Below are 21,071 nucleotides of genomic sequence, written 5' to 3'. Positions count from 1 at the left end.
TGGCTTCACATCTGTCTGCGGCGTCTGCGCCCTCATGTCGTCTGCCTTCTGGTCCGCGCCACTCGCGTGCCCTGCAGCTGCCGGCGGGCGGCGCCGCGGCGGCGTCCCTCGGCTCCCGCGGCCGCCGTGGGCCCGTCGCCCGCGGCAAGGTGTCGGGCGAGGGCGCGCACGGTCGGATACTGAAAGAGGTCGACCACCGGCACCGCTCTGCCGAGTGCCTCGGTCAGCCGCGACTGCACCCGCACGACGAGGAGGGAGTGGCCGCCCAGTTCGAAGAAGTTGTCGTCCATGCCGACGTGTTCCGTGACGAGGACGTCGCGCCATACGCCCGCGACGACGCGTTCGATGTCGCCCATGGACGCGTCCGGTGTCGTGGGCGTCCGCTCGGGGCGCGGGGGGAGCGGCAGCGCACGGCGGTCGGTCTTGCCGCGTTCATTGCGTGGCAGCCGGTCGAGCGTGACGATCACGGCGGGCACCATGTAGGCCGGCAGACGCCGCTCCAGGTGCGCGCGCAGCTCCGCCTCCGTCGTAGCGTCGGCGAGGGCCACGTACCCCACGAGCAGCGGCCGGCCGACCGTGTCCTCACGCAGCACCGCCGCCGCGTCCTGTACCCGCGGATGCGCGGCGAGGGCGGCCTCGATCTCGCCGAGTTCGATGCGGAAGCCGCGCAGCTTGATCTGGTCGTCCGTGCGGCCGAGGAACTCCAGTTCGCCGTCGGGGCCGCGGCGCGCGCGGTCCCTGGTCGCGTACATGCGCTCGCCGGGCCGCCCCCAGGGGTCGGGCAGGAACGATCCGGCGGTCCGCCCGGGGTCGCCGAGGTAACCGTGCGAGACGCCAGGGCCCGCGAGGTACAGCTCGCCGGGGACGCCCTGCGGTACGGGCCGCAGCGCGTCGTCGAGCACGTAGGCGCGGACGCCGGGCAGCGGCCTGCCGATGGGGACGGTGCCGCCCGCCGCCCGGCCCGACGGTCGGGTGACGGGCGGCTCGTGGACGGTCGCCGTGATGGTCGTCTCGGTCGGACCGTAGGCATTGAGGAGGCGGATGTGCGCGGGCACGGCGGCCTGCCACTCGGCGAGCTTGCCGCCGTCGACGCGTTCGCTGCCGACGACGACGAGGCGCAGCGCCTGGCATTCCGTCGGCGAATGCCGGTCCAGGGCGGACACCCACTCGTGCCAGTACGACCCGGGCAGGTTCAGCACCGACAGGCGTTCGTGCCGGGCCAGGGACATCAGTTCGTCGACGCCCGGCACGGGCCCCGTCGGCAGCAGGACAACGGTCGCGCCCCGGACGAGGCTCGCGAAGAGCTCCTCCGCCGCCACGTCGAAGGTGAGCGACGCGAACTGCAGGACCCGGTCCTCCGTGCCCAGCCCGTACCGCTCGGCGACCGCCTCCAGCGTGTGCACGAGGTTCGCGTGGCTGACGCACACGCCCTTCGGGCGGCCGGTCGTACCGGACGTGTACAGGACGTACGCGGTCGCCGCGGAGTACGCGGCGTGCTCGCCGGCGGGCAGGCCGGCCCCGTGTTCGAAAGCGTCCTCGACGGCGACGAAAGGGACCCCCAGGTCCAACGGCGCGCCGTCGGCACGTGACCCGAGGACCAGGGCGGGCCGCGCGTCGCGCAGCACGTGGGCGAGGCGTTCCGGCGGGGTGCCCAGGTCGACCGGGATGTACGCGGCGCCCGCCTTGAGCACACCGAGAAGCGCCACGGGCCACTCCAGGCAGCGGTCCATCCGTACGACGACGGTGTCGCCCGCGCCCACTCCCCGCACGCGCAAGTGCGCGCACACGGCGTCGGAGCGTTCCCGCAGCTCCGCGTAATCCATCGACTGGTCGCCGTGGACCAGCGCCGGGTGCTCCGGCGTGCGGGTGGCCGCGGCGTCGACGAGCCCGTGCAGCGTAGCGGCCGGACTCGCCGACGCTTCGGCCACCGGCCCTACCAAGGCGGCGAGTTCCTCGGCGTCGATCATCTCCAGGTCGGTCAGGAGGGCGTCGGGCGTGGCGAGCGCGGAGTCGAGGAGGGTGAGGTAGTGCCGCATCATCCGCTCGACCGTCGCCCGCTCGAAGAGGTCGACGTCGTACTCCACCGAGCCGCGCAGCTCGCCGGAGTCCAGCGACGCCTCCTCCCACGCCACGGTCAGGTCGAACTTGGCTATCCGGCTCGCGCCTTCACGCAACGACACCGTCAGGCCGGGCAAAGCGTCGGTGCCCGCCGGCGCGTTCTGCATCGCCAGCATTACCTGGAACAGCGGCGTCCGGCTCGGGTCGCGCGGCGGCCGTACCGCCTCGACGACCTGCTCGAACGGAAGGTCCTGGTGCTCGTAGGCGCCCAGTGTGGTCTCCCGCACCCGGGCGAGGAACTCCGAGAACGTGAGTCCGCCCTCCCAGCGGGTGCGCAGCACCAACGTGTTCACGAAGAAGCCGACGAGCTCCTCGAACTCCGGCCGGGTACGCCCCGACACCGGTGTGCCGACGCTGACGTCCCGTGCTCCCGCGTACCGGCCCAGGACGAGCTGGAGCGCGGCGAGGAGTGTCATGAAGCGGGTCACTCCATGCGCCCGGCTCACCTCGCCCAGGCGCTCGGTGAGCCCGGGAGCGAGCCGCAACGCGAACGTGTCCCCCGAGTACCGGGGGGCAGGTGGACGTGGCCGGTCGGTCGGCAGTTCCAGGCAGGCGGGCGCCCCCGCCAGGCGGTCCTTCCAGTAGGTGGCCTGCTCGTCGCGCGCACCGGCGTCGAGGAACCGGCGCTGCCACGCCGCGTAGTCCGCGTACTGGGCCGGAAGGGGCGGCAGCGACGCTGCCGTGCCGCCCCTTGCCGCCGCGTACAGCGCGCCGAGATCGCGGACGAGGAGGCCCACCGACCATCCGTCGGAGACGGCGTGGTGCAGGGTGAGCAGCAGCAGGTGCCGCTCCTCGGCCAGCCGCAACAGACGCACCCGGGCCAGCGACCCTCGGGCCAGGTCGAAGGGGCGTTCCGCCTCGCTCCGCGCGAGGTCGTCCGCCGCGCGCTCGCGCTCCGCCGCCGGCAGGTGCCTCAGGTCCTCGACGCGCACGGGAACATCCGCGTCCGCGTCGACGACCTGGAGCGGATCGTCCCCGTCTGCCACGAGCCGGGTGCGCAGCGAGGCGTGGCGCCGCACGAGCCCCCGGACGCCCTCGCCGAGCGCGGCCACGTCGAGCGTCCCGTCGACGGAGAGCACCAGCGGCACGTTGTAGAGGGGGCTGCCCGGGGCGAGCCGGTCCAGGAACCACAGGCGCTGCTGGGCGAAGGACAGGGCATGCGGGCCGTCGCCGGTGGAGACGACGGGCAGGTGGACGTCCGCACGGCGGGCCGCGGCGGCTCGCGCGGCGAACCCTTCGACGGTCGGTGCCTCGAAGACGGCGCGGACGCCGAGTTCCACGCCGAGCCGTGACGCTACGCGTGCCACGGCCTGCGCCGCGAGGAGCGAGTGCCCGCCGAGCGCGAAGAAGTCGTCGGAGGCGGAGATCTTCGGGACTCCCAGGACGTCGCCCCAGATCTGCGCGACGAGTTCCTCGGTCGCTCCACGCGGCGCGACGTACGTCTCGGCCAGGACACCGTCCTCGTCCAACGGCGCGGGCAGGGCGCGTCGGTCCAGCTTGCCGTTCGGGGTGACCGGCAGTTCGGTCAGCGTGACGTACCGGGCGGGCACCATCGCCTCGGGCAGCCGAGCCGCGAGGTACGCACGCAGCTCGCGCGGCGCGGCCCGGCGCTCTCCCTGGGGGACGACGTACGCGACGAGGCGCTCGGAGCCGTCCGCACCCTGCACGTCGACGACGGCCTCCCGCACGTCCTGGTGCGTGGAGAGCACGCTCGCGATCTCGTCGGGCTCGATGCGCACGCCCCGGATCTTCACCTGCGTGTCGGCGCGGCCCAGGTACTCGAGCACGCCGTCCTCGCGCCAGCGCACCACGTCGCCGGTGCGGTACAGGCGCTCACCCACGCCGAACGGGCTCGGCACGAACCGCTCCGCGGTCAGGTCGGGCCGTCCGACGTAGCCGCGCGCGAGTCCCGCGCCGCCCATGTGTAGTTCGCCGGGCACGCCGATTCCGGCCTCCCGGCCGTATCGGTCGAGCACGTGCAGGCGGGTGTCGGCGATGGGCCGCCCAATGGGGACGCGGGCCGCGTCCGGCGCCGTGTCCACGACGTCGTACGTGCTGGCGATGGTGGTGCCCTCGGTGGGGCCGTACGCGTTCACCAGCCGCAGCTCGGGCGCAACTGCGCGCAGGGCCGCCACGCGCCGCGCGTCCGCCGCCTCGCCGCCGAAGAAGAGGGTGCGCAGCGGGGTGAACATGGCGGGCGCGGTGTCCACGCACCGGTGGAAGAGCGCGGTGGTGAGCAGCATGGCGGTGACCCCGTGCTCCTCGACACGGGCGCGCAGCAGGTCGGGCGTGAGCGCCTCGTCCTTGCTGATTCCGACCAGCCGGGAACCGTTCACCAGCGCGCCCCAGACCTCCCAGGTGGCCGCGTCGAAGGAGGTGTTGGCCACCTGCGCCACGATGTCGGCGGGCCCGAAGCCGAGGTAGTCCGCGTCGCAGACCAGGCGCACGATCCCGCGATGGGTGATCGCGACGCCTTTGGGACGACCGGTGGACCCGGAGGTGTAGAGCACACACGCCTGCTGCTCCGGGTGCGCCGCGGGCGGTTCCCCTGTGGTCCGGGACAGCTCCGCGAGCGGCGCGACCAGTTCGTCGGTCCGCAGGACCGGCACGTCGCCGGCGAAGGCGACGTGCCGGTCGGCCAGCACGAGGCACGCCCCGCTGTCCTCGACCATGTAGGCCAGCCGTGCCTCCGGCTGTCCCGGGTCCAGCGGCAGATAGGCGGCGCCCGCGGTGAGGACGCCGAGCATGGCGACGACGAGCGACGCCGACCGCTCCATGGCGAGGCCGACCACGCTCTCCGGCCCGACGCCGCGCTCGACGAGCCGGTGCGCCACGTGCGCCGCGTGCTCCCGGAGCCTGTCGTAACTGACGGTCTCGTCGCCGTAGACCAGCGCGACGGCGTCAGGGGCGGCCTCGGCCCGGGCCTGGAAGGCTGCCACGACGCTGTCGGCGTGGTCCGCGCCCCCTTCGGTTCCCCACTCGGCCAGCAGGGCACGCTCCTCGGGCGTGGTGTGCGCCAGGTCCGCGACGCGCGCCTCGGGCGAGGCCAGCGCGGATTCCAGCAAGGTCACGTAGTGCGTCGTCATCCGCGCGACCGTGGCGCGGTCGAGCAGGTCGCCGTCGTACCACGCCGTACCGCGCAGCTCGCCCTCTCCCGAGCCCTCGGCCGGCGCCGTCTCCCAGGCGACGGACAGGTCCTCGGTCCAGAACAGCGGCAGATGGTCCGGGGTGTCCGACGCCTCGAGTTCCTGCGCCCCGCGCTTGCGCATGTGGCGCAGGAACTCCGCGAAGCTCTGCCCGTCCTCCCATCGTGCCCTGACGGCCCGAGTGCCCGGGCCCGCATGGGCGTCCTGTGGCGTCTGTACGTCGGCGGCGACGCCGACGGCGACGTCCCTGACCCCGGCGTACCGGCCCAGGACGAGCTGGAAGACGGCGAGTAGCGTCAGGAAGCGGCTCACACCGTGCTCCCGGCTCAGTTCGTCGAGGTGCCGGGCTGTGGTCGGTCCCAGGGTGAACGTGAGGGACTCGGTGCCTCGACTCCGCGCGGCGGGCGCCACCCGGTCTCCCGGCAGGCGGAGGGCCGGCGGCCCGGCGACGGCCTGCTGATGTTCAGTCACGGGTCACTCGCTTCTGGGCCGTGGGCTCCTCGAGGGCCCGCCCGACGATGTCGGCGAGCTCGCCGACCGCGGGCGCACGCATGATGGCGTGGTGGTCCGCGTCGACGGAGGCGAACGCGAGGCCGGGTCCGACCAGGGCACGCCAGCCCCAGGTACGGTCCTCGTCCCGCGGGGTGCCCGCGGGCTCGGCCCGGACGAGCAGGACGGGGTGGTCGGGAGTCCGGGTGCTCGGGTCCGTGTCCTCGGAAAGGTGTTCTAGAGCGGTCATGTTCGAGGCGTAGACGTCGAACAGCGTGCGCAGCTCGTCCTCTCCCGCGGTGGGCGGCAGATGCCCGTTGCTCTGCATGGCATCCAGCAGCAGCGCGTACGCCGCAGGTCCCGAGGGCAGCCGGGTGGGCAGGTCCAGCTCGTAGTGCCAGGCGAAGCGGCCGACGAGGACCTCCTCTGTCAGCGGCTGCACCTCCTCGCCTGCCTCGTCGTATCCGGGGGCGGGGCAGTCGACGATCACCAGACGAGCCACCTCGCGCCCCTTGCGGCGCAGCGCCCGGGCCGTCTCCAGCGCCATCAGTCCGCCATAGCACCAGCCGATGATCACCGGCGGTTCGTCACAGGCCGCGGCGATCGCGTCCGCGTAGTTCGCGGCCATCTCGTGGAAATCCTGCTGTGGCGACCTGCCGTGCAGGCCCCAGGACTCGACGCCGTGCACGGGCCGGTCGGCCGGCAGCTGGCGGGCGAGTTCCCAGTAACTGAGGGTGCTCCCGCCGCCCGGGTGGATGCAGAAGACGGGGGCGGCGCCCTTGGCGTGCCGCAGCGGCACCAGGTTGGAGTCCTGTCCCGCGCTGCCTCGCACGAGTCCGGCCATGGCGGCGACGGTACGCGCGCTGAAGATCGAGGACATCGGAAGCCGGCAGCCGAAGGCGGCGTTGGCGCGGGAGATCAGCTTGATGGCGCGCAGCGAGTGCCCGCCGAGTTCGAAGAAGTCGTCTTCGGGCGAGATGCCGTCCACGCCCAGGACTTCGGACCACAGGACGAGGAGCCGCTGCTCGACGGAGTCGCGCGGGCGACCGGCCAGGGTGCGCTGCGCTTCCACGGGCATCAGGGCCTTGCGGTCGAGTTTGCCGTTGCGGGTCAGCGGCAGGCGTTCCAGGACCTGCCAGCCGGTCGGGACCAGGGCCGCGGGGAGCTGGTCGCCGAGTGCCGTCCGCAGATCGCTGACCGACGGGGCGCTCTCGTCACCGGTTCCCACCACATAGGCGTCGAGGTGGGACACCAGGCCGTTCTCGTCGGTGCGCGCCACGACGGCCGCGGCGCGCACGCCGGGCTGCCGGTGCAGCAGCGCCTCGACCTCGCCGAGCTGCAGCCGGTACCCACGCAGCTTGACCTGGTCGTCGAGGCGTCCGACGATCTCGACGCCCGCACCGGGCACCAGTCGGCCGACATCGCCGGAACGGTAAGTGCCCTCGTCGCCCGGCCGGCCGAAGCCCTGGCGTCCTTCGTCCAGTTCGGACAGGTAGCCGAGGGCCACGCCGGGGCCGCTGATCAGCACCTCGCCGAGGCACCACGGCGGCAGCGGTCGGCCCTCGGGGTCGACGACGGACAGGTCGTTCCGCCCGAGCCCGGTACCCACCGGCACCGAGGAGCACCGCTCGTCGACCGGCGCCTCCAGCGGCAGGCAGGAAGCGCCGATGGTGGTCTCGGTGGGCCCATAGTGGTTGAACACCCTCAGTTCCGGGGCGAGTTCACGCAGTCGGTCGTGCAGCGCGAGCGGCAGCGGCTCGCCACCGAGCACCAGTACCTCCTTCGGGAGCAGCTCCCGCGGGTCGTCGGCCTCGGCCAGCAGTGCCGAGAGGTGCGAGGGCACGAGCTTCATCGCGGCCACCGGGTCGGTCCGCAGCCGCTCGGCAAGCTCCCGCGGGCTGGTGGCGACGTCGGTGTCGAAGAGGTGGACGCAGCCGCCGTCGGCGAGCATGGGGAACAGGGCCGTGTAGGAGAGGTCCGCGGCCAGGGTGGACACGGCCGCGAACCCGGCGCCGTCCGGCAGCCCGAACCGGTGCAGAGCCGCCTCGACGTAGTGGGCCAGCTGGCGGTGGCCGACGACGACGCCCTTCGGCCGCCCCGAGGTGCCCGAGGTGAAGATCACGTACGCGGCGCCCTCGGCGTCGGCCGGGCCGGACGTGAGGTCGGCGGGGAGGCCGTCCGGGCCGGGCAGGGGCAGCGACGGGACGGAGAGCGTGACACCAGCGGCGGCCCGGGGGACAAGGACCGGTGCGGAGCCGAGCTGGCCCACCACCGTCTCGATGCGCTCCGTGGGCCACGCCGGGTCGACGGGCGCGAACGCGGCCCCGGCCAGCCAGGTGCCGAGCATGGCGGCCAGCGTGTCCACCGAGGCCGGGGCCAGCAGGGGTACCCGGTCGCCGGGCCGCACTCCCCGCGTGCGCAGCAGGGCGCCGACGGCCTGGGCCTGTCGGGCCAGTTCACGGTAGGTCAGCGTCTCATCGTAGCTGCGGACGGCGGCCCGGTCAGGCGTGCGCCCGGCCTGCCGGAGGAAGCGCTCCAGCACCGTCTCCGCCTCGCCGGGGAGTTCGGTCGAGGGTGCGGCCGGTGCGGCGGCGACCAGGCGCAGCGTGCCCGCGGCGCGCTCGGGGTCGGCCAGGGCGTCGACGAGAAGCTGTTCGTACGCCTCGGCGAGCGGTGCCAGGTCGTCGGCCGCGATCCGCGCGCCGGTGCCCGCGAAGGTCAGGAACAGGTGCTCCGGGCTCTCGGTGCAGACCAGATGGAGCGTGCCGGGCGTCTCCGACTTGTCGAGGAGTCCCGGTTCGGTGGCCTCGGCCCAGGGATCCCAATGGTGGCGGAAGGAGAGCACCGGGCCGGTGGCACCGTCCCCGGCGCCCCGGACGACGCTCTGCGGGTCGCACCCGTACTGCCTCGCCGCGGCGTCCCGCAGTGCGTCGGCCGCGGCGCGCGCGGCACGCGCGAACGACTGCTCCGGATCGAGCGTCAGCCGCGTGACCACCGGGCGCTCGAACAGGCCGGGCACGCCGCTCAGCCCGTCCGCGGAACGCCCGTCCGTGACCACTACGACCCGGTCGTCACTGTGATGTGTGTAGCGCGCGTACAGGGAGCTCCATGCGGCGAGCAGCAGCGCGGCCTCGTCGACGCCCAGGTCACGGGCGGCGGTCCGCAGCCGCTGGAGTACGGGCCCCTCAACCGTCAGGGAGAGCGTCTCGGGTTCGGCGTCGGAATTCCACAGGCGGGCCGGCGCGAGGAACGGGAGCGCGGTCCGTGTCCCGGACGTCTCCTCCATCTCCTCCGGGGTGCCCGACGAATCGATCTCGTCAGCGAGCCAGCCGGTGACGTCGGCGTACTGGAGCCGCTCGTCCGCAGCCCGCGCGCCGGTGTCCTGGGGAGACTCTTCGAGCAGGACACCGGTGATCATGCTCCAGGTCGTACGGTCTACGCTCAGCCGCGGCAGACTGAGGCGGAGCAAGGTGCCGTCCGGGCTGTCGGTGTGCTCGACCGTGAGCTCGCCGGCCCGCAGCAGCGTGCCGCCACGCCGGCCGGGCGCGACGGCGACCGGTCCCGCCGCATCGACCACTTGGACGGGCATACGCAGCCCTGGCAGGGTGACGTATCGGGTGCGCAGGATCTCGTATTCCGCGACCAGTGTTTCCACCCGCCCTGCCAGCGGGCCTGGGGCGATTACCGACGCACATCGCAAGCCGTGCTCGGCCCGGTGGTCGCCGCCCTGCCGCAGGTACACCGCCTGCTGCTGGGGCGAGAGCTCGTAACCCTCGATCTGCTCGGGTTCGACCGCGGTCATTCTCATTCCCCCGTACATTCGTCGTGACAGCCGTTGTGCTCGTCGGTCATCGCCACGAGGACCCGGCGCGGGCCCTCGTACGGGTCCCGCCCGTGCGAGACGAGCATGTTGTCGATGAGCAGGACGTCGCCCTCCTGCCAGGGCTCGCGCACCGTCTCGGCGGCGAAGGCCGCGCGTACCTCGTCGAGAACGGCGTCCTCGATGGACTCGCCGTCGCCGTAGTGGACCTGCCGCGGGATGTCCGCGGGGTCGCCGTCCAACAGTTCGGCGCTCACCTCCGCGGGCAGGGCGGAGGTGTGGAAGAGGTGCGCCTGGTTGAACCAGATCTCCGCCCCGGTCACCGGGTGCTCGATCACGGCCTGGCAGTTCTGTGAGGTGCGGAGCCGGTCGTCCCCGTGCCAGGTGAACTCGATCCCCTGGGCCCGGCAGAGAGTCTCGGCCTCGGCACGGTCCTCGGTCTCGAAGGCCTGCTGCCAGCTCAGGTCGAACCCGGTCCCGTAGTTGCGTACGTAGCGCACGCCTCGCCGGGCGAACTCGTCGAGCAGCGACCGGTCCAGGCGGGCCGCGACCCGGCGGCTGTCCGCCAGCGGGGTCGCACCGCCCGCGGCGGCGGCCTGGTCGCAGTAGAACCACAGGTACGTCGGCCAGATCCGCGCGTAGGCCATCTCGTTGTGCTGCGGAATGGTCTGGTCGGCGGGGTACTCGGTGGACGTGTACACACCGGACACGTCCGAGCGGCTGCGCGGCGTGGATCCGTAGGTGTAGTTGAGCAGCCGGGGGGACCATTCCTTGACGACGGCATGGAAGTCCGCGGCCCGGGATACGGGGAAGCCCCGGAAGAGCAACGCGCCGCGCTCGCCCAGCAGTTCCTCGACGCGGGAGCGGTTGCCGCGCACCCAGTAGGCGAGGTCGACCGAGGGCGCGGTGGGCTCGATCACGGAGATGACGGAGTGCGGGCTGTGGCGGACGGAAACGAGCTCCTGGGTGCCGGACACGGCAACCCTGCGACGGACGCCCCGGGCACTCGTGGGAGACGTGGTGGTCATGATGGTCCTCACTGGTCGAGGGGAAGAGCCGGCTGGGGGGAATCGGGCTCGGCCGGGGTTTGTGCGGCCTCGTCCAGCCTGCGCACGCGGCGAGCCGGGGAGAGGAAGAGGATCAGGGACGGAAGGAGCAGGCCGATCGCCGACACCAGGACGGCCTGTCGGAGGCCCAGGACCGTGCCGAGCACACCGCCGAGCAGCGAGCCCACCGAAAGAGCGCCCCAGGCGAAGGTGCGCACCGTGGCGTTGACCCGCCCCAGCAGGTGGTCGGGGGTCACCGCCTGCCGGTAGCTGATGACCGTCACGTCGAAGACAGGGATGCCGAAGAGGGCGATGAAGCTCGCGACCGCCGCGGTCGCGACCGCTCCGAAGGAGTTCCCGTGCACACTCGCGAGGACGAGGTAGCCCAGCGCCGGGAAGATCAGGGACAGGACCAGCGTCGGGCCGACACCCCAGCGGAGGGTCAGCCGGTCGGCGACCAGCGCTCCGCAGAGGGCACCGGCGCTGCCGACGGCCGTGATCACGCCGATCGCGGCCGCTCCGACTTCGGCCTCCTTGATGAGGAAGAGGAAGTACACCGCCATCACGGCACTGAAGGAAAGGCTCGTGAAGACGGCTGCCACGGTGCACCAGCGCAGTACGGCGTGCTGCTTGATCACGCTGAAGCCCTCACGCACCGACGTCCACACCGAGGGCGCCTTCCGGTCGGTGTGGACGTCGGTGCGGGGAGCATCGTCCTCGGGCAGCTTGGCGAGGGCCAGGGCGGAGACGGCGTAGCTCACGGCGTCCAGAAGGATCACCACCGGCGCGCTCAGCGCGCTGATCAGCACACCCGCAATGCCAGGACCGGCGACTTCCGCCACCGATTCCGAGACCTGGAACTTGCTGTTCGCCTCCATCAGCCGTTCGCGGCCGACCAGGCCGGGGACGTAGGACGGATAGGCAATCTCGAAGAAGACAGTCATCGTGCCGACGACGAAGACGACCAGGAACAGCTGCCCCATGGTCAGCATGTCCAGCAGGTAGGCGACCGGGATCCAGATCAGCGCGGCGAACCGTACGGCGTTGGTCCAGATGAGGATAGGGCGTCGGGCCCGGCGGTCCACGAACACGCCGACGAAGAGCCCGAACAAGAGGAAGGGCAGCTTCTCGAGCGCCCCCACCAGGCCGGCTTCCATCGGCGTCGCGTTCAGGACAAGCACCGCGGTCAGGGGAAGTGCCACATAGGTGATCTGCGTCCCGAGGAACGACACGGACTGACTGGACCACAAGAGGAAGAAACTTCGGTGCCGGAACAGGGAGCCCGGCTTGGCGGTCACGGACACGGGGAAACCTCCAGATCGGAAACAGGGGGAGCGATCTCGGAAAGCCGCCGGTCCGGATCCGCCGCGGCGGCCGTGAGCCAGGCGCTGAACTCCTCGACCAGACCGCGCACCGTCACCTCGTCGAAGAGCGAGCTGTCGTACTCGATGCGGAGTTCGAACCGGTCCGCCATCGGGAGGAGATGGAAGGTGAGGTCGAACTTCGTCGCCTTGACGATGTCGGGCGTCTCCTCGACCTCGAGGCCGGTCATCTCCAGCGGTGCGTCGGGCACGTTCTGCAGGGCCAGCCAGGCCTGGAACAAGGCCTTGCGACCGTCGGTCCGTCTGCCCACGCTTTCGATGACCTGCTGGAACGGCACGTCCTGGTTCTCGTAGGCATGAAGCGTGCGCTCCCGTACGCGGGAGAGCAGCCCGGCGGCGGTGGGGTCGCCGGACAGGTCCGTCCGCATCGCGAGCGTGTTGATGAAGCATCCGATCAACGGATCGAGCGCTGGGTCGGATCGGCACGCCACCGGTGTGCCGACCACCACCTCCTGGTCGCCCGCGCGGCGACCGAGGACCGCCGAGTACGCCGCGAGCAGCACCATGAACAGGGTGGTCCCGGTGCTCCGGGACAGCTGGAGGGTCGGCTCCGCCGGGATTGCGGCGGTGAAGCAGCGGCCTGGCACCAAGGGCCGGTGCTCCGGCGGTCTGGGCCGGTCGGTGGGCAGCCCCAGGTCTTGCGGCGCGCCGTCGAGCGTCTCCTGCCAATACGCCAGCTGCCGGGCGAACCGCTCGGCCTGGGCGCGCTGCCAGTGTGCGTGGTCGCGGTACTGGATGGTGAGTTCGGGAAGCATGGGCCGCTCGCCGTGGGCGTGCGCGGTGTATGCGGTCGTCAGCTCCTGCAGCAGAATGTTGGTCGCCCAGGCGTCCGTGACGATGTGGTGCAGCGTGATGTGCAGGTAGTGCTCGTCGTCGGAGAGCCGCAGCAGCAGGGGACGGATCGGCGCGTCGAGCTCCAGGTCGAACGGCGCGTTGGTGGCACGGTCGAGCAGCTCCCACGGGTCGCCCACCACGTCCCTGAGCGGCAGCTCGACGGGCTCGGGGTCGCCGACCACGGCGGTCGGTTCGCCTTCGGGGCCGATCGGATAGCGGGTGCGCAGGATGCTGTGCCGGGCGGTCAGGGTCCGCAGCGCCTCCGTGAGGGCGGGCACGGACAGCTCTCCCTTGAGGTGCAGGGTGACCGGCACGTGATAGGCGGACGACTGGTCCTCGAAGGTGTACGCGATCCAGAAGCGCTCTTCCGGGAAGCTGAGCGGCCCGCGCCGCTGAGCGGCGGAGAGCGCGGGGAGAGTCACCCCGGCCTTAGGCGCCGCGGCGGCACGGGAGCCCGCTCCGCGGCCTGCCAGGCGTTTCGCCAGAAGCGCACGCTTCGCCGGCGACATGGAGTCCAGCCGCGTCTGCGCGGTGATCCGTCCGGCGGCGTCCAGCTGGAGGGCACCGCTCTGCTCGGCAGCGATGGTCACCGGTCCGCCGCCATCTGCGTCACGAGGCTGAGCGGCCGCATGTCCGTCCAGTGCCCGTTGACGTAGTCGAGGCACGACGACCGGTCCGACGGCCCGTGTACGACGGCCCATCCCGCGGGTACGACGGAGAACTCCGGCCAGAGCGCATGGTGACCGTCATCGTTAGTCACCACGACGAACCGGCTTTGGGGATCGTCGAGCGGATTCAGCATCAAGCCTCACTCCTCGGGGTTGCCGGAACGCCAGAACGGCGCGGCAACGCTGTGCCGTCTTCCACGACACGAATTGACACATCGATGACACGACTTTGGCACACTGATCATCATTCCGACAAGTCATTGTCAATGCTGTGCCAATCCATTAACGTGAGCTCCGCCCGCCTCGGTCGACACGACCGGTGCATGGCAGCCAAGCCCTCCCGGCCCTGACCGCCGGCAGTGCTCCATACACACGACACACCTGGTGAACAGGTGCGTTCTCATCTGGGGGATCCCGACATGCGACACATAGCCCGTTTCGGCACCGCTCTGAGCCTGTTCGCCGCCCTCGTCGGTATCACCCACGTCGCGACCACCCCGCAGGCGGGGGACGCGCCCACCGTCACCTCCGCAGCGGCCTTCGCCACCCTGGCGATCGACTGGCCCTAAGGGTCTTCGCGTCAAATCCGCTTGCAGAGCTTGCCTGGTGTTGCCAAATTGACAGCGCTCGGAGTTACCAAAAATTGACAAACATTCTGGCAACCGTCAAGCTGCCAGCAGGGGGGTGGGAATCGACCGCGCGCGGTCGATTCCCACCCCCCTTACGTACACCGCCTGGCATGGAAGGGGTTACTGCGGTGATCGATCAGCCACATTTCGGCAGGCGACTGCGCACACTCAGGCAGGAAGGAGGCCTCTCCCAGGCAAAGCTGGCTGGGGACAGCATGTCTCCGGGCTACCTGTCCCGGCTGGAGTCCGGTGCGCGGCCGCCCACGCCGAAGGTTCTCGCCTACCTCGCCGCGCAATTGAACGTGCCCGTCTCCGCGTTCGAGGGGCCGCCCCGTGCGGAAAGGGCGCCGACCGAGGACCTGGTCAAGGCGATCACCGCTCCGGACAGCGGCGACGCCCAGGTCGGCGTCCTACTCGAACGCGTCGCGCGCGACCAAACCGACCTACCGATCCCGTTGCGGTGGATGGCCCTGTGGTCCCTGGTCGGGGTCCAGATGGAACGCACCTCGCGCGACGAGCAGTTGGCCGTGAGCCAAGAGCTGCTGACGGCCGCTGACGAGAGCGGGGTGCCGGAGCTGCGGGTCCGCTCCCGTGTCCTGCTCTCCCGCCTCCACCGCTCCATGGGCGACATGAAGGCGGCCAATGTCTTCGCGTCTGACGCGTACGCGGATGCGATCCAGCACGAGCTGCCACTGGCCGATGTGGTGCGCACCCTTATGGTGCTGATCTCCACGGAGGCCGAGGTGAGTCGGCTGCCCGACGCGCTGAAGCACGTGGGGGACCTCGAAGTGCTCTCGCAGGACGCCTCGGGGACCCTCCGGGTCGAGGCCCTGTGGACCGCATCCAGTGTCTATGTCCGGCACGGAAACCACACGACCGCCGCGACCCGACTGGGCGAGGCCCTCGAGCTGAGCAGCAGCAACGACGACCTCGACCTGTGGATGCGGCTGCGCTTCGCCGCCGCATCGCTCTACCTGCAGATGCATCCCAGTCGGCTGGCGGACGCTCAGCAGGTCATCGCCGACGTGGAGCCGGCCCTCAACCTGGTCGGAACCCCCCGGCAGCACCTGGAGTTCCGCACGATCCGCGCCCATGCCCTGTTCCAGGCAGGGGAACTCGACGCAGCACGCGCACTGTGTGAGCAGATCGCCTCCGAAGCTGATCAGCTTGAGTTCCGCGACAAGGTCCGCTTCGAGGTACTCGGCCATCTCCTCGACATCATGTCCGGACGGATTGACGTCGGTGTGCACGCCATCGAGAAGCTGGCGCGGGAGGCACATGAGGCATCGAACATGGATTTGGCCGCGGAGATCTGGAAGAGCCTTGCAGAAACCCTGGCCTCTGTTCAGTCGTCAAAGTCTGTCTGAGTCGTGGTGGGTCTCGGCGGCGGTTGAACTCAACTCTTCTGACGGTGCATCACCCATAAACCCGCTTCGTGATCGCCATCCGGCCCTGGACTTGACGATCACGATCAGGAGGAACGGGTGATCCTCATGGAGGACTGGGCAGATGTCCGTCGGCTGCATCGGATGCTCATCCGGACGATCACAGCATCTGGGGATCGTGGAACACGATCAGGCGGCTCTGGCCCCAGACCGGACACCGAAGCGCGAGCTGCCGGCGAAGGGCTCGAAGGTCGACTCGATCGAGGGCCGGATGAGGGAACTGCGGTGACAGACCCCGACGGTGATCGCTGCCCGAATGCTGCCCTTGATGCGGACCGGGGACCTGATAACGGCGGACTCGGCGGGTCCTGCTTCGGTCATTTCGGCCTGGACAGATCAGTCGCCTTGCCTTGACCGCTCCTGTCCACATGCCCGCCTTCGGGTACATCACCGCCCAGAACCAGCCCCACTTCGGCGCCCCGCCTCGCATTCAGGTACTCGCCAAGGCGGGCCGTGCGCCGTGCAGTCCACCGGACACCGCGATTAACCGACAGTCGACTTGTGCAGCCCTCTGGCAGCACTTTTATCGACCGACGGAAGAAGGACTTCGAGATATGGCCGAGCACGGCATACTTCTCACGACCGCGACCGCCCTTGCCACCGATCCCATACACGAGCCGGGGCTGCTAACCAAGCTGTTGCCCTCGGGCGTGGAGGTCGAGGAACGGTTCTTCGACCCCCCTGAGGCCCTGTTGTACCCGGAGGAGACCGCGCTGGTGATCAGGGCCGTCGAGCAGCGCAGGCTGGAATTCACCACCGTACGAATGTGCGCCCGTACCGCCCTGGCCCGTCTCGGGATCGCGCCGAAGCCGATCCTGCCAGGACCGAGGCGGGCCCCCATTTGGCCCGACGGCGTCGTCGGGAGCATGACACACTGCGCCGGCTATCGTGCCGCCGCAGTGGCGCTCCGGGGCCCGGTCGTCGCCATTGGGGTGGACGCCGAGCCGTATGCTCCGCTGCCGGCCGAAGTGGTCGACGCAACGCTACTCCCGGAGGAGCGAGACACCGTCGCACGGCTCAAGGAACGCCGCCCGGACGTGCCCTGGGACCGGCTGATCTTCAGTGCCAAGGAGAGCATCTACAAGGCATGGTTCCCCTTGACCGGGCGGTGGCTGGACTTCCACGATTGCGCTGTCGTACCGCACGTCCCGACTGACCAGGTTCGCGGGACTTTCACGGGGATCCTCCGCGTTCCCGGCCCGATCGTGGCCGGAGAGCGGCTCTCGCGCTTCACGGGTCGCTGGCAGACTCGGGGTAGCTGCGGGGACGGCCACATGGCCACGACCGTGGTGGTCACCTCGCCAATCCCATCAGAGTGTGGAGTCCTTCCTGTGCAGCCAGCTCCATGGTGAGTAGCCGTATCTCACCCGAACATGATCGTTGAGATATGGCTACAGCCGCGCAGGAGTGAACATAAGGTCCGCAGCTGCTTTGGCGGTGACCAGTCCCGCCGATGCGAGGCTTCTCCTGAGATCGTCGCTGGTCCGGCGACGCTCGGCGCCGTTCAGTGTCGTCCTGGCTTCGTTCTCGGAACGACAGGTTCAGGAGGCCTCGACCGAGCGGGAGGAGATGGCGTCGAGTGCGGCAAGCGTCGCCTCGCCGAGCGTGATCGCCCGGCGGCGACGTTGGCTTCGAGGTGGTCGGCGTCGGCTGTTCCCGGGATGAGGTGCACGTTGGGGACGTGGTGGAGCATCCAGGCGAGGCCCACCTGTGAGGGCATGCTGCCGAGATCGTGGGCGGCTGCGATGACAGTCTGCTCGTCGGTCACCTTGGGGAAGCCGGAAAGGCGCTGCCGAGCGGAAAGTACGGTACTCAGGCGACCTGCTCCTGGGCGCAGCCACCGCGGTCATCCACCTGCTCGCCGAACGCGCCCCGAGCCTGCTGAAGGTCCTGCGCGAGAACGACCACGATTTCGCCCTGCTGGACGGCGCGCACGGCGAGAAGACCGTCAACCGGGTCATGACCGAAACACAAGCGCGCCGGAGCCATCTTCATCCTGGAGCGTCACCGCTGAAAAGAGCCTACTGATCGAGGAGGCGCTCGGCTCGCGCCAGACCCCCTCCGGGGTGTCTACCGCTACACCGTCGTCCAGGAGAGGAACCATGTGCACGGTCTGGCCGTGCTCGACGAAGCGGACCATCTCCAAGATTCTCGTAGGCGTTGATCGGTTGCGCTGTCGGTCAGTGAGAGCAGGATGAGTCGACGCGGCAGGTTATGGCCGGCGTGGCATTTCATGAAACGGCCCGTCCTGGAGCGGTGGGCCCAGCTGCGTGACGCGAAGATCACTGACGGCGGGGTATAGCGCGTGGGCGCGCAGATTAACGAGAAGCTCGACGCGTAGCGCAGACGACGTGCCCGAACACCGCATTGTCGAAAGGTCACAAGATCGATACTCGACACGGCTTCCGTCGGCAGCTCCGCAGCTGCACCACCACTGCACGCATGGCCACCGCTCGGCCACCGCGCGTCTCGCTCATACTGACTCACGCCTCAGCGACCGCCGAGAAAGCGCAGGTCAGCGGAATTCCTGACCTCCAGGCACACCCTTGACCCCAGAGAGTGAAACCCTTGACCTACGCATTTCATGCACAGGCATCCACAGCGCTACAAGCGAACATTCCAAGGTCGAGAGCGCGAAGAAACCGCAGGTCAGAGGCCTGACCTGCGGTTCTTCTCTGAGCCCCCTGTCGGATTCGAACCGACGACCTACGCATTACAAGTGCGTTGCTCTGGCCGGACTGAGCTAAGGAGGCATCACGCACGTCTGAGCCGCGCGCGAAGGCTCCCACACTCTACACAGAGCCCGATTCCGCGATCCACGAAGTAATCGACAGACGCTCTGCCGCCTGCTGACAGAAACGGCATCGCCAGGTAGCGTCACGGCAGGTCCAGTCTCTGGACCACACCACTCCCTTACAACGGATCGTCCGGCACGTTCCTGCCGGTGAAGGAGCACATCACCATGGCAACTGTCTCGTTCGACAAGGCCACCCGGATCTACCCGGGGTCCACCAAGCCCGCCGTCGACCAGCTCGAGCTTCACGTCGAGGACGGCGAGTTCCTCGTCCTCGTCGGTCCCTCCGGCTGCGGCAAGTCGACCTCCCTGCGCATGCTCGCGGGTCTCGAGGACGTCAACGGCGGCGCCATCCGCATCGGTGAGCGCGACGTCACGCACCTGCCGCCGAAGGACCGGGACATCGCCATGGTGTTCCAGAACTACGCGCTGTACCCGCACATGTCCGTCGCCGACAACATGGGCTTCGCGCTCAAGATCGCCGGCGTGAACAAGAGCGACATCCGCAAGAAGGTCGAAGAGGCCGCGAAGATCCTCGACCTCTCCGAGTACCTGGACCGCAAGCCCAAGGCGCTCTCCGGCGGTCAGCGCCAGCGCGTCGCGATGGGCCGCGCCATCGTGCGTGAGCCGCAGGTCTTCCTCATGGACGAGCCGCTGTCGAACCTCGACGCCAAGCTCCGTGTCTCGACCCGTACGCAGATCGCCTCGCTCCAGCGCCGCCTCGGCATCACCACCGTGTACGTCACGCACGACCAGGTCGAGGCCATGACGATGGGTGACCGGGTCGCCGTACTGAAGGACGGTCTGCTCCAGCAGGTCGACTCGCCGCGCAACATGTACGACCGCCCCGCGAACCTCTTCGTCGCCGGCTTCATCGGCTCGCCCGCGATGAACCTCGTCGAGGTCCCGATCACCGACGGCGGCGTGAAGTTCGGCAACAGCGTCGTGCCGATCTCGCGGGAGGCGCTCTCCGCCGCCGCCGACCGGGGCGACACGACCGTCACGGTCGGTGTCCGCCCCGAGCACTTCGACATCCTCGAGCAGAACAGCGCCGCCGCCGCGTCGCTCTCCAAGGCGTCCGACGACGCCCCGGCCGGCCTGGCCGTCACGGTCAACGTCGTCGAGGAGCTGGGCGCCGACGGTTATGTGTACGGCAGCGCGCAGGTCGGCGGCGAGCACAAGGACCTCGTCGTCCGCGTGAACGGCCGCGCCGTACCGGACAAGGGCGCCGAGCTGCACGTCGTGCCGCGCGTGGGCGAGACGCACGTCTTCTCCTCGTCGACCGGCGAGCGCCTGAGCGACTGAGCGGCTGAGCTCCGAAGGGCCCCGCACCTCGGTGCGGGGCCCTTCGCGTGTTTCCGCAGAGGCCCGAGGTGTCGACAAATACCCCGGCATATCGGTCATTTCGAACCCTGTACGTCAACACGTAATTCGAAAAAGGACATCGAACCATCACCCACGCGAGTGACTAAATGTCGCCAAATCATTACTGGCCGCTACGCTCACTCGCGTGACCCACACAGCCCGCCGAATCGGCCGAAGTCTCGCTCTCGTCCTGCCCGTCGTCCTCGTGCTCTCCGGGACCCTCGCGGTGGCCAATGTCCCGTGGTCCACGAGCGGACCCGAAGCGCAGGTCCTGACCGCGTCCTCCGAGAAGGTAAACGTACGCGCCAAGTCCCGCGCTCCGCAGGACATTCTGCGCGACAAGCTCCTCCTCGAACTCCAGGAAAAGGACCCCGGCGTCGCGCTCACGCACCTCCAGCGCGAGGTCGAGCGCCGCCCCTCGCTCGCCCAGCACTGCATGTCGATCGCCCGCTCGCTCGGCCGCGCCGCGGTGAAGCAGTACGGCCCGACGCGCGCGCAGTCGTTCTCGCGCCCCGTGTGCGACACCTCCTTCGCCTCCGGCGTCGCCCAGCAGACCGGCTGAGCGGCGGCCGACGGCGGCCTGCCGCATATCGTGCCCCGTATGACCCGTACGACGACGTATCCGACGCAGGCCGTGGTCCTGGCCGGCGGCCAGGGCTCGCGACTGCGCCCGTACACCGACGACCGCCCCAAGCCGATGGTCGAGATCCCGGGAACCGGGACCCCGATCATCGGCCATCAGCTTTCCTGGCTCGCCGCAGAGGGAGTCACCGACGCGGTGGTCTCCTGCGGCCACCTCGCCGGCGTGCTCCAGGAGTGGCTGGACTCCGCGGATCTCCCGCTGCGTGTCACCACCGTGGTGGAGAGCGAGCCACTGGGCCGCGGCGGCGGCCTCAAGTACGCCGCCGCGCACCTCCCTGATCCCGGGCTCCCCTGGTACGCGACCAACGGCGACATCTGGACGCGCTTCTCGCTCCAGGACATGGCCGCCTTCCACGCCGAGCGCGACGCCACCGCGACCCTTGCCCTGGCCCGCCCCCGGATCCCGTGGGGCGCCGTCGAGACGGACACCTTCGGCCACATCACGGACTTCATCGAGTCGCCGCCCTCGCCCTACCTCATCAACGCGGGCGTGTACGTCTTCTCAGCGGCCTTCAGAGAGCTTCTGCCGGACCTCGGCGACCACGAACGCACCACGTTCCCCCGTCTGGCGCGAGAGCGCCGTCTGGCGGGCTTCCCGCTGCCACAGGGGGCGTACTGGCGGGCCATCGACACGGCCAAGGACCTGAGCGAGGCCGCCAAGGAGCTGGCCGCCGCGCGCGGTTGAAGCGAAGC

The 21,071-nt window shown here is 70.1% G+C and carries 13 protein-coding genes, 1 tRNA gene and 1 pseudogene; 6 read left to right on the top strand and 9 right to left on the bottom strand.

Annotation, left to right across the window (positions count from 1 at the left end):
- Nucleotides 1-32 precede the first annotated feature (32 nt).
- Genes AC1P0E_RS18750 through AC1P0E_RS18725 form a run of 6 tightly spaced genes read right to left on the bottom strand, consistent with a single transcriptional unit; the run spans nt 33 to nt 13,637 of the window.
- Entirely contained in the window at nt 33-5,735 is a 5,703-nt protein-coding gene (locus AC1P0E_RS18750; RefSeq protein WP_482743305.1) for an amino acid adenylation domain-containing protein, read from the bottom strand.
- Nucleotides 5,728-9,555 carry an amino acid adenylation domain-containing protein gene (locus AC1P0E_RS18745; protein ID WP_482743304.1) on the bottom strand — a complete coding sequence of 1,276 codons (3,828 nt, stop codon included), beginning with the start codon at nt 9,553-9,555 and terminating at the stop codon, nt 5,728-5,730. Before AC1P0E_RS18745 ends, AC1P0E_RS18750 begins: the two co-directional genes overlap by 8 nt.
- A gap of 2 nt (nt 9,556-9,557) precedes the next feature.
- Nucleotides 9,558-10,601 (bottom strand): TauD/TfdA family dioxygenase, encoded by a 1,044-nt coding sequence (locus AC1P0E_RS18740; RefSeq protein ID WP_482743303.1) that lies wholly within the window; start codon nt 10,599-10,601, stop codon nt 9,558-9,560.
- An 8-nt stretch (nt 10,602-10,609) separates the two neighbouring features.
- Nucleotides 10,610-11,917, bottom strand: coding sequence for an MFS transporter (locus tag AC1P0E_RS18735; protein WP_482743302.1), 1,308 nt, complete (start codon nt 11,915-11,917; stop codon nt 10,610-10,612).
- Complete coding sequence (locus AC1P0E_RS18730) at nt 11,914-13,425, bottom strand: condensation domain-containing protein (protein WP_482743301.1); 1,512 nt, start codon at nt 13,423-13,425, stop codon at nt 11,914-11,916. The genes AC1P0E_RS18735 and AC1P0E_RS18730 overlap by 4 nt, the downstream gene beginning before the upstream one ends.
- Nucleotides 13,422-13,637 carry an MbtH family protein gene (locus AC1P0E_RS18725; RefSeq protein ID WP_482743300.1) on the bottom strand — a complete coding sequence of 72 codons (216 nt, stop codon included), beginning with the start codon at nt 13,635-13,637 and terminating at the stop codon, nt 13,422-13,424. Before AC1P0E_RS18725 ends, AC1P0E_RS18730 begins: the two co-directional genes overlap by 4 nt.
- Nucleotides 13,638-13,922: 285 nt before the next feature.
- On the opposite strand from AC1P0E_RS18725, the gene AC1P0E_RS18720 reads away from it, so the two are divergent.
- The 3 genes from AC1P0E_RS18720 (at nt 13,923) to AC1P0E_RS18710 (ending at nt 16,929) form a co-directional block, all read left to right on the top strand.
- Nucleotides 13,923-14,072 carry a hypothetical protein gene (locus AC1P0E_RS18720; protein WP_482743299.1) on the top strand — a complete coding sequence of 50 codons (150 nt, stop codon included), beginning with the start codon at nt 13,923-13,925 and terminating at the stop codon, nt 14,070-14,072.
- Between the two features lie 170 nt (nt 14,073-14,242).
- A complete protein-coding gene (locus tag AC1P0E_RS18715; protein WP_482743298.1) occupies nt 14,243-15,499 on the top strand; it encodes a helix-turn-helix domain-containing protein in 1,257 nt (418 codons plus the stop codon).
- A gap of 701 nt (nt 15,500-16,200) precedes the next feature.
- Nucleotides 16,201-16,929 carry a 4'-phosphopantetheinyl transferase family protein gene (locus AC1P0E_RS18710; protein ID WP_482745802.1) on the top strand — a complete coding sequence of 243 codons (729 nt, stop codon included), beginning with the start codon at nt 16,201-16,203 and terminating at the stop codon, nt 16,927-16,929.
- A gap of 189 nt (nt 16,930-17,118) precedes the next feature.
- Here AC1P0E_RS18710 and AC1P0E_RS18705 read toward each other — a convergent pair.
- The 3 genes and pseudogenes from AC1P0E_RS18705 to AC1P0E_RS18695 all read right to left on the bottom strand — a co-directional run.
- Nucleotides 17,119-17,389, bottom strand: a pseudogene (locus AC1P0E_RS18705) (aldo/keto reductase); the annotation flags it as partial.
- Nucleotides 17,390-17,572, bottom strand: coding sequence for a hypothetical protein (locus tag AC1P0E_RS18700; RefSeq protein WP_482745981.1), 183 nt, complete (start codon nt 17,570-17,572; stop codon nt 17,390-17,392).
- Nucleotides 17,573-18,255: 683 nt separating this feature from the next.
- Nucleotides 18,256-18,330: transfer RNA gene (locus AC1P0E_RS18695), tRNA-Thr, on the bottom strand.
- A 209-nt stretch (nt 18,331-18,539) separates the two neighbouring features.
- Between AC1P0E_RS18695 and AC1P0E_RS18690 the strand changes: the two genes are divergently transcribed.
- From AC1P0E_RS18690 to AC1P0E_RS18680, 3 genes are all read left to right on the top strand, one after another.
- Complete coding sequence (locus tag AC1P0E_RS18690) at nt 18,540-19,676, top strand: ABC transporter ATP-binding protein (RefSeq protein ID WP_482743297.1); 1,137 nt, start codon at nt 18,540-18,542, stop codon at nt 19,674-19,676.
- A gap of 205 nt (nt 19,677-19,881) precedes the next feature.
- On the top strand, nt 19,882-20,298 hold the full coding sequence (locus AC1P0E_RS18685) for a hypothetical protein (protein WP_482743296.1): 417 nt from the start codon (nt 19,882-19,884) through the stop codon (nt 20,296-20,298).
- A 39-nt stretch (nt 20,299-20,337) separates the two neighbouring features.
- Nucleotides 20,338-21,063, top strand: a complete 726-nt coding sequence (locus AC1P0E_RS18680; RefSeq protein ID WP_482743295.1) for a nucleotidyltransferase family protein — start codon at nt 20,338-20,340, stop codon at nt 21,061-21,063.
- Nucleotides 21,064-21,071 lie beyond the last annotated feature (8 nt).

Source organism: Streptomyces sp. TRD_SC_5 (assembly GCF_056836825.1).
The sequence above is the reverse complement of the archived record's forward strand: the minus strand, read 5'-3'. Positions and strand labels throughout refer to the sequence as shown.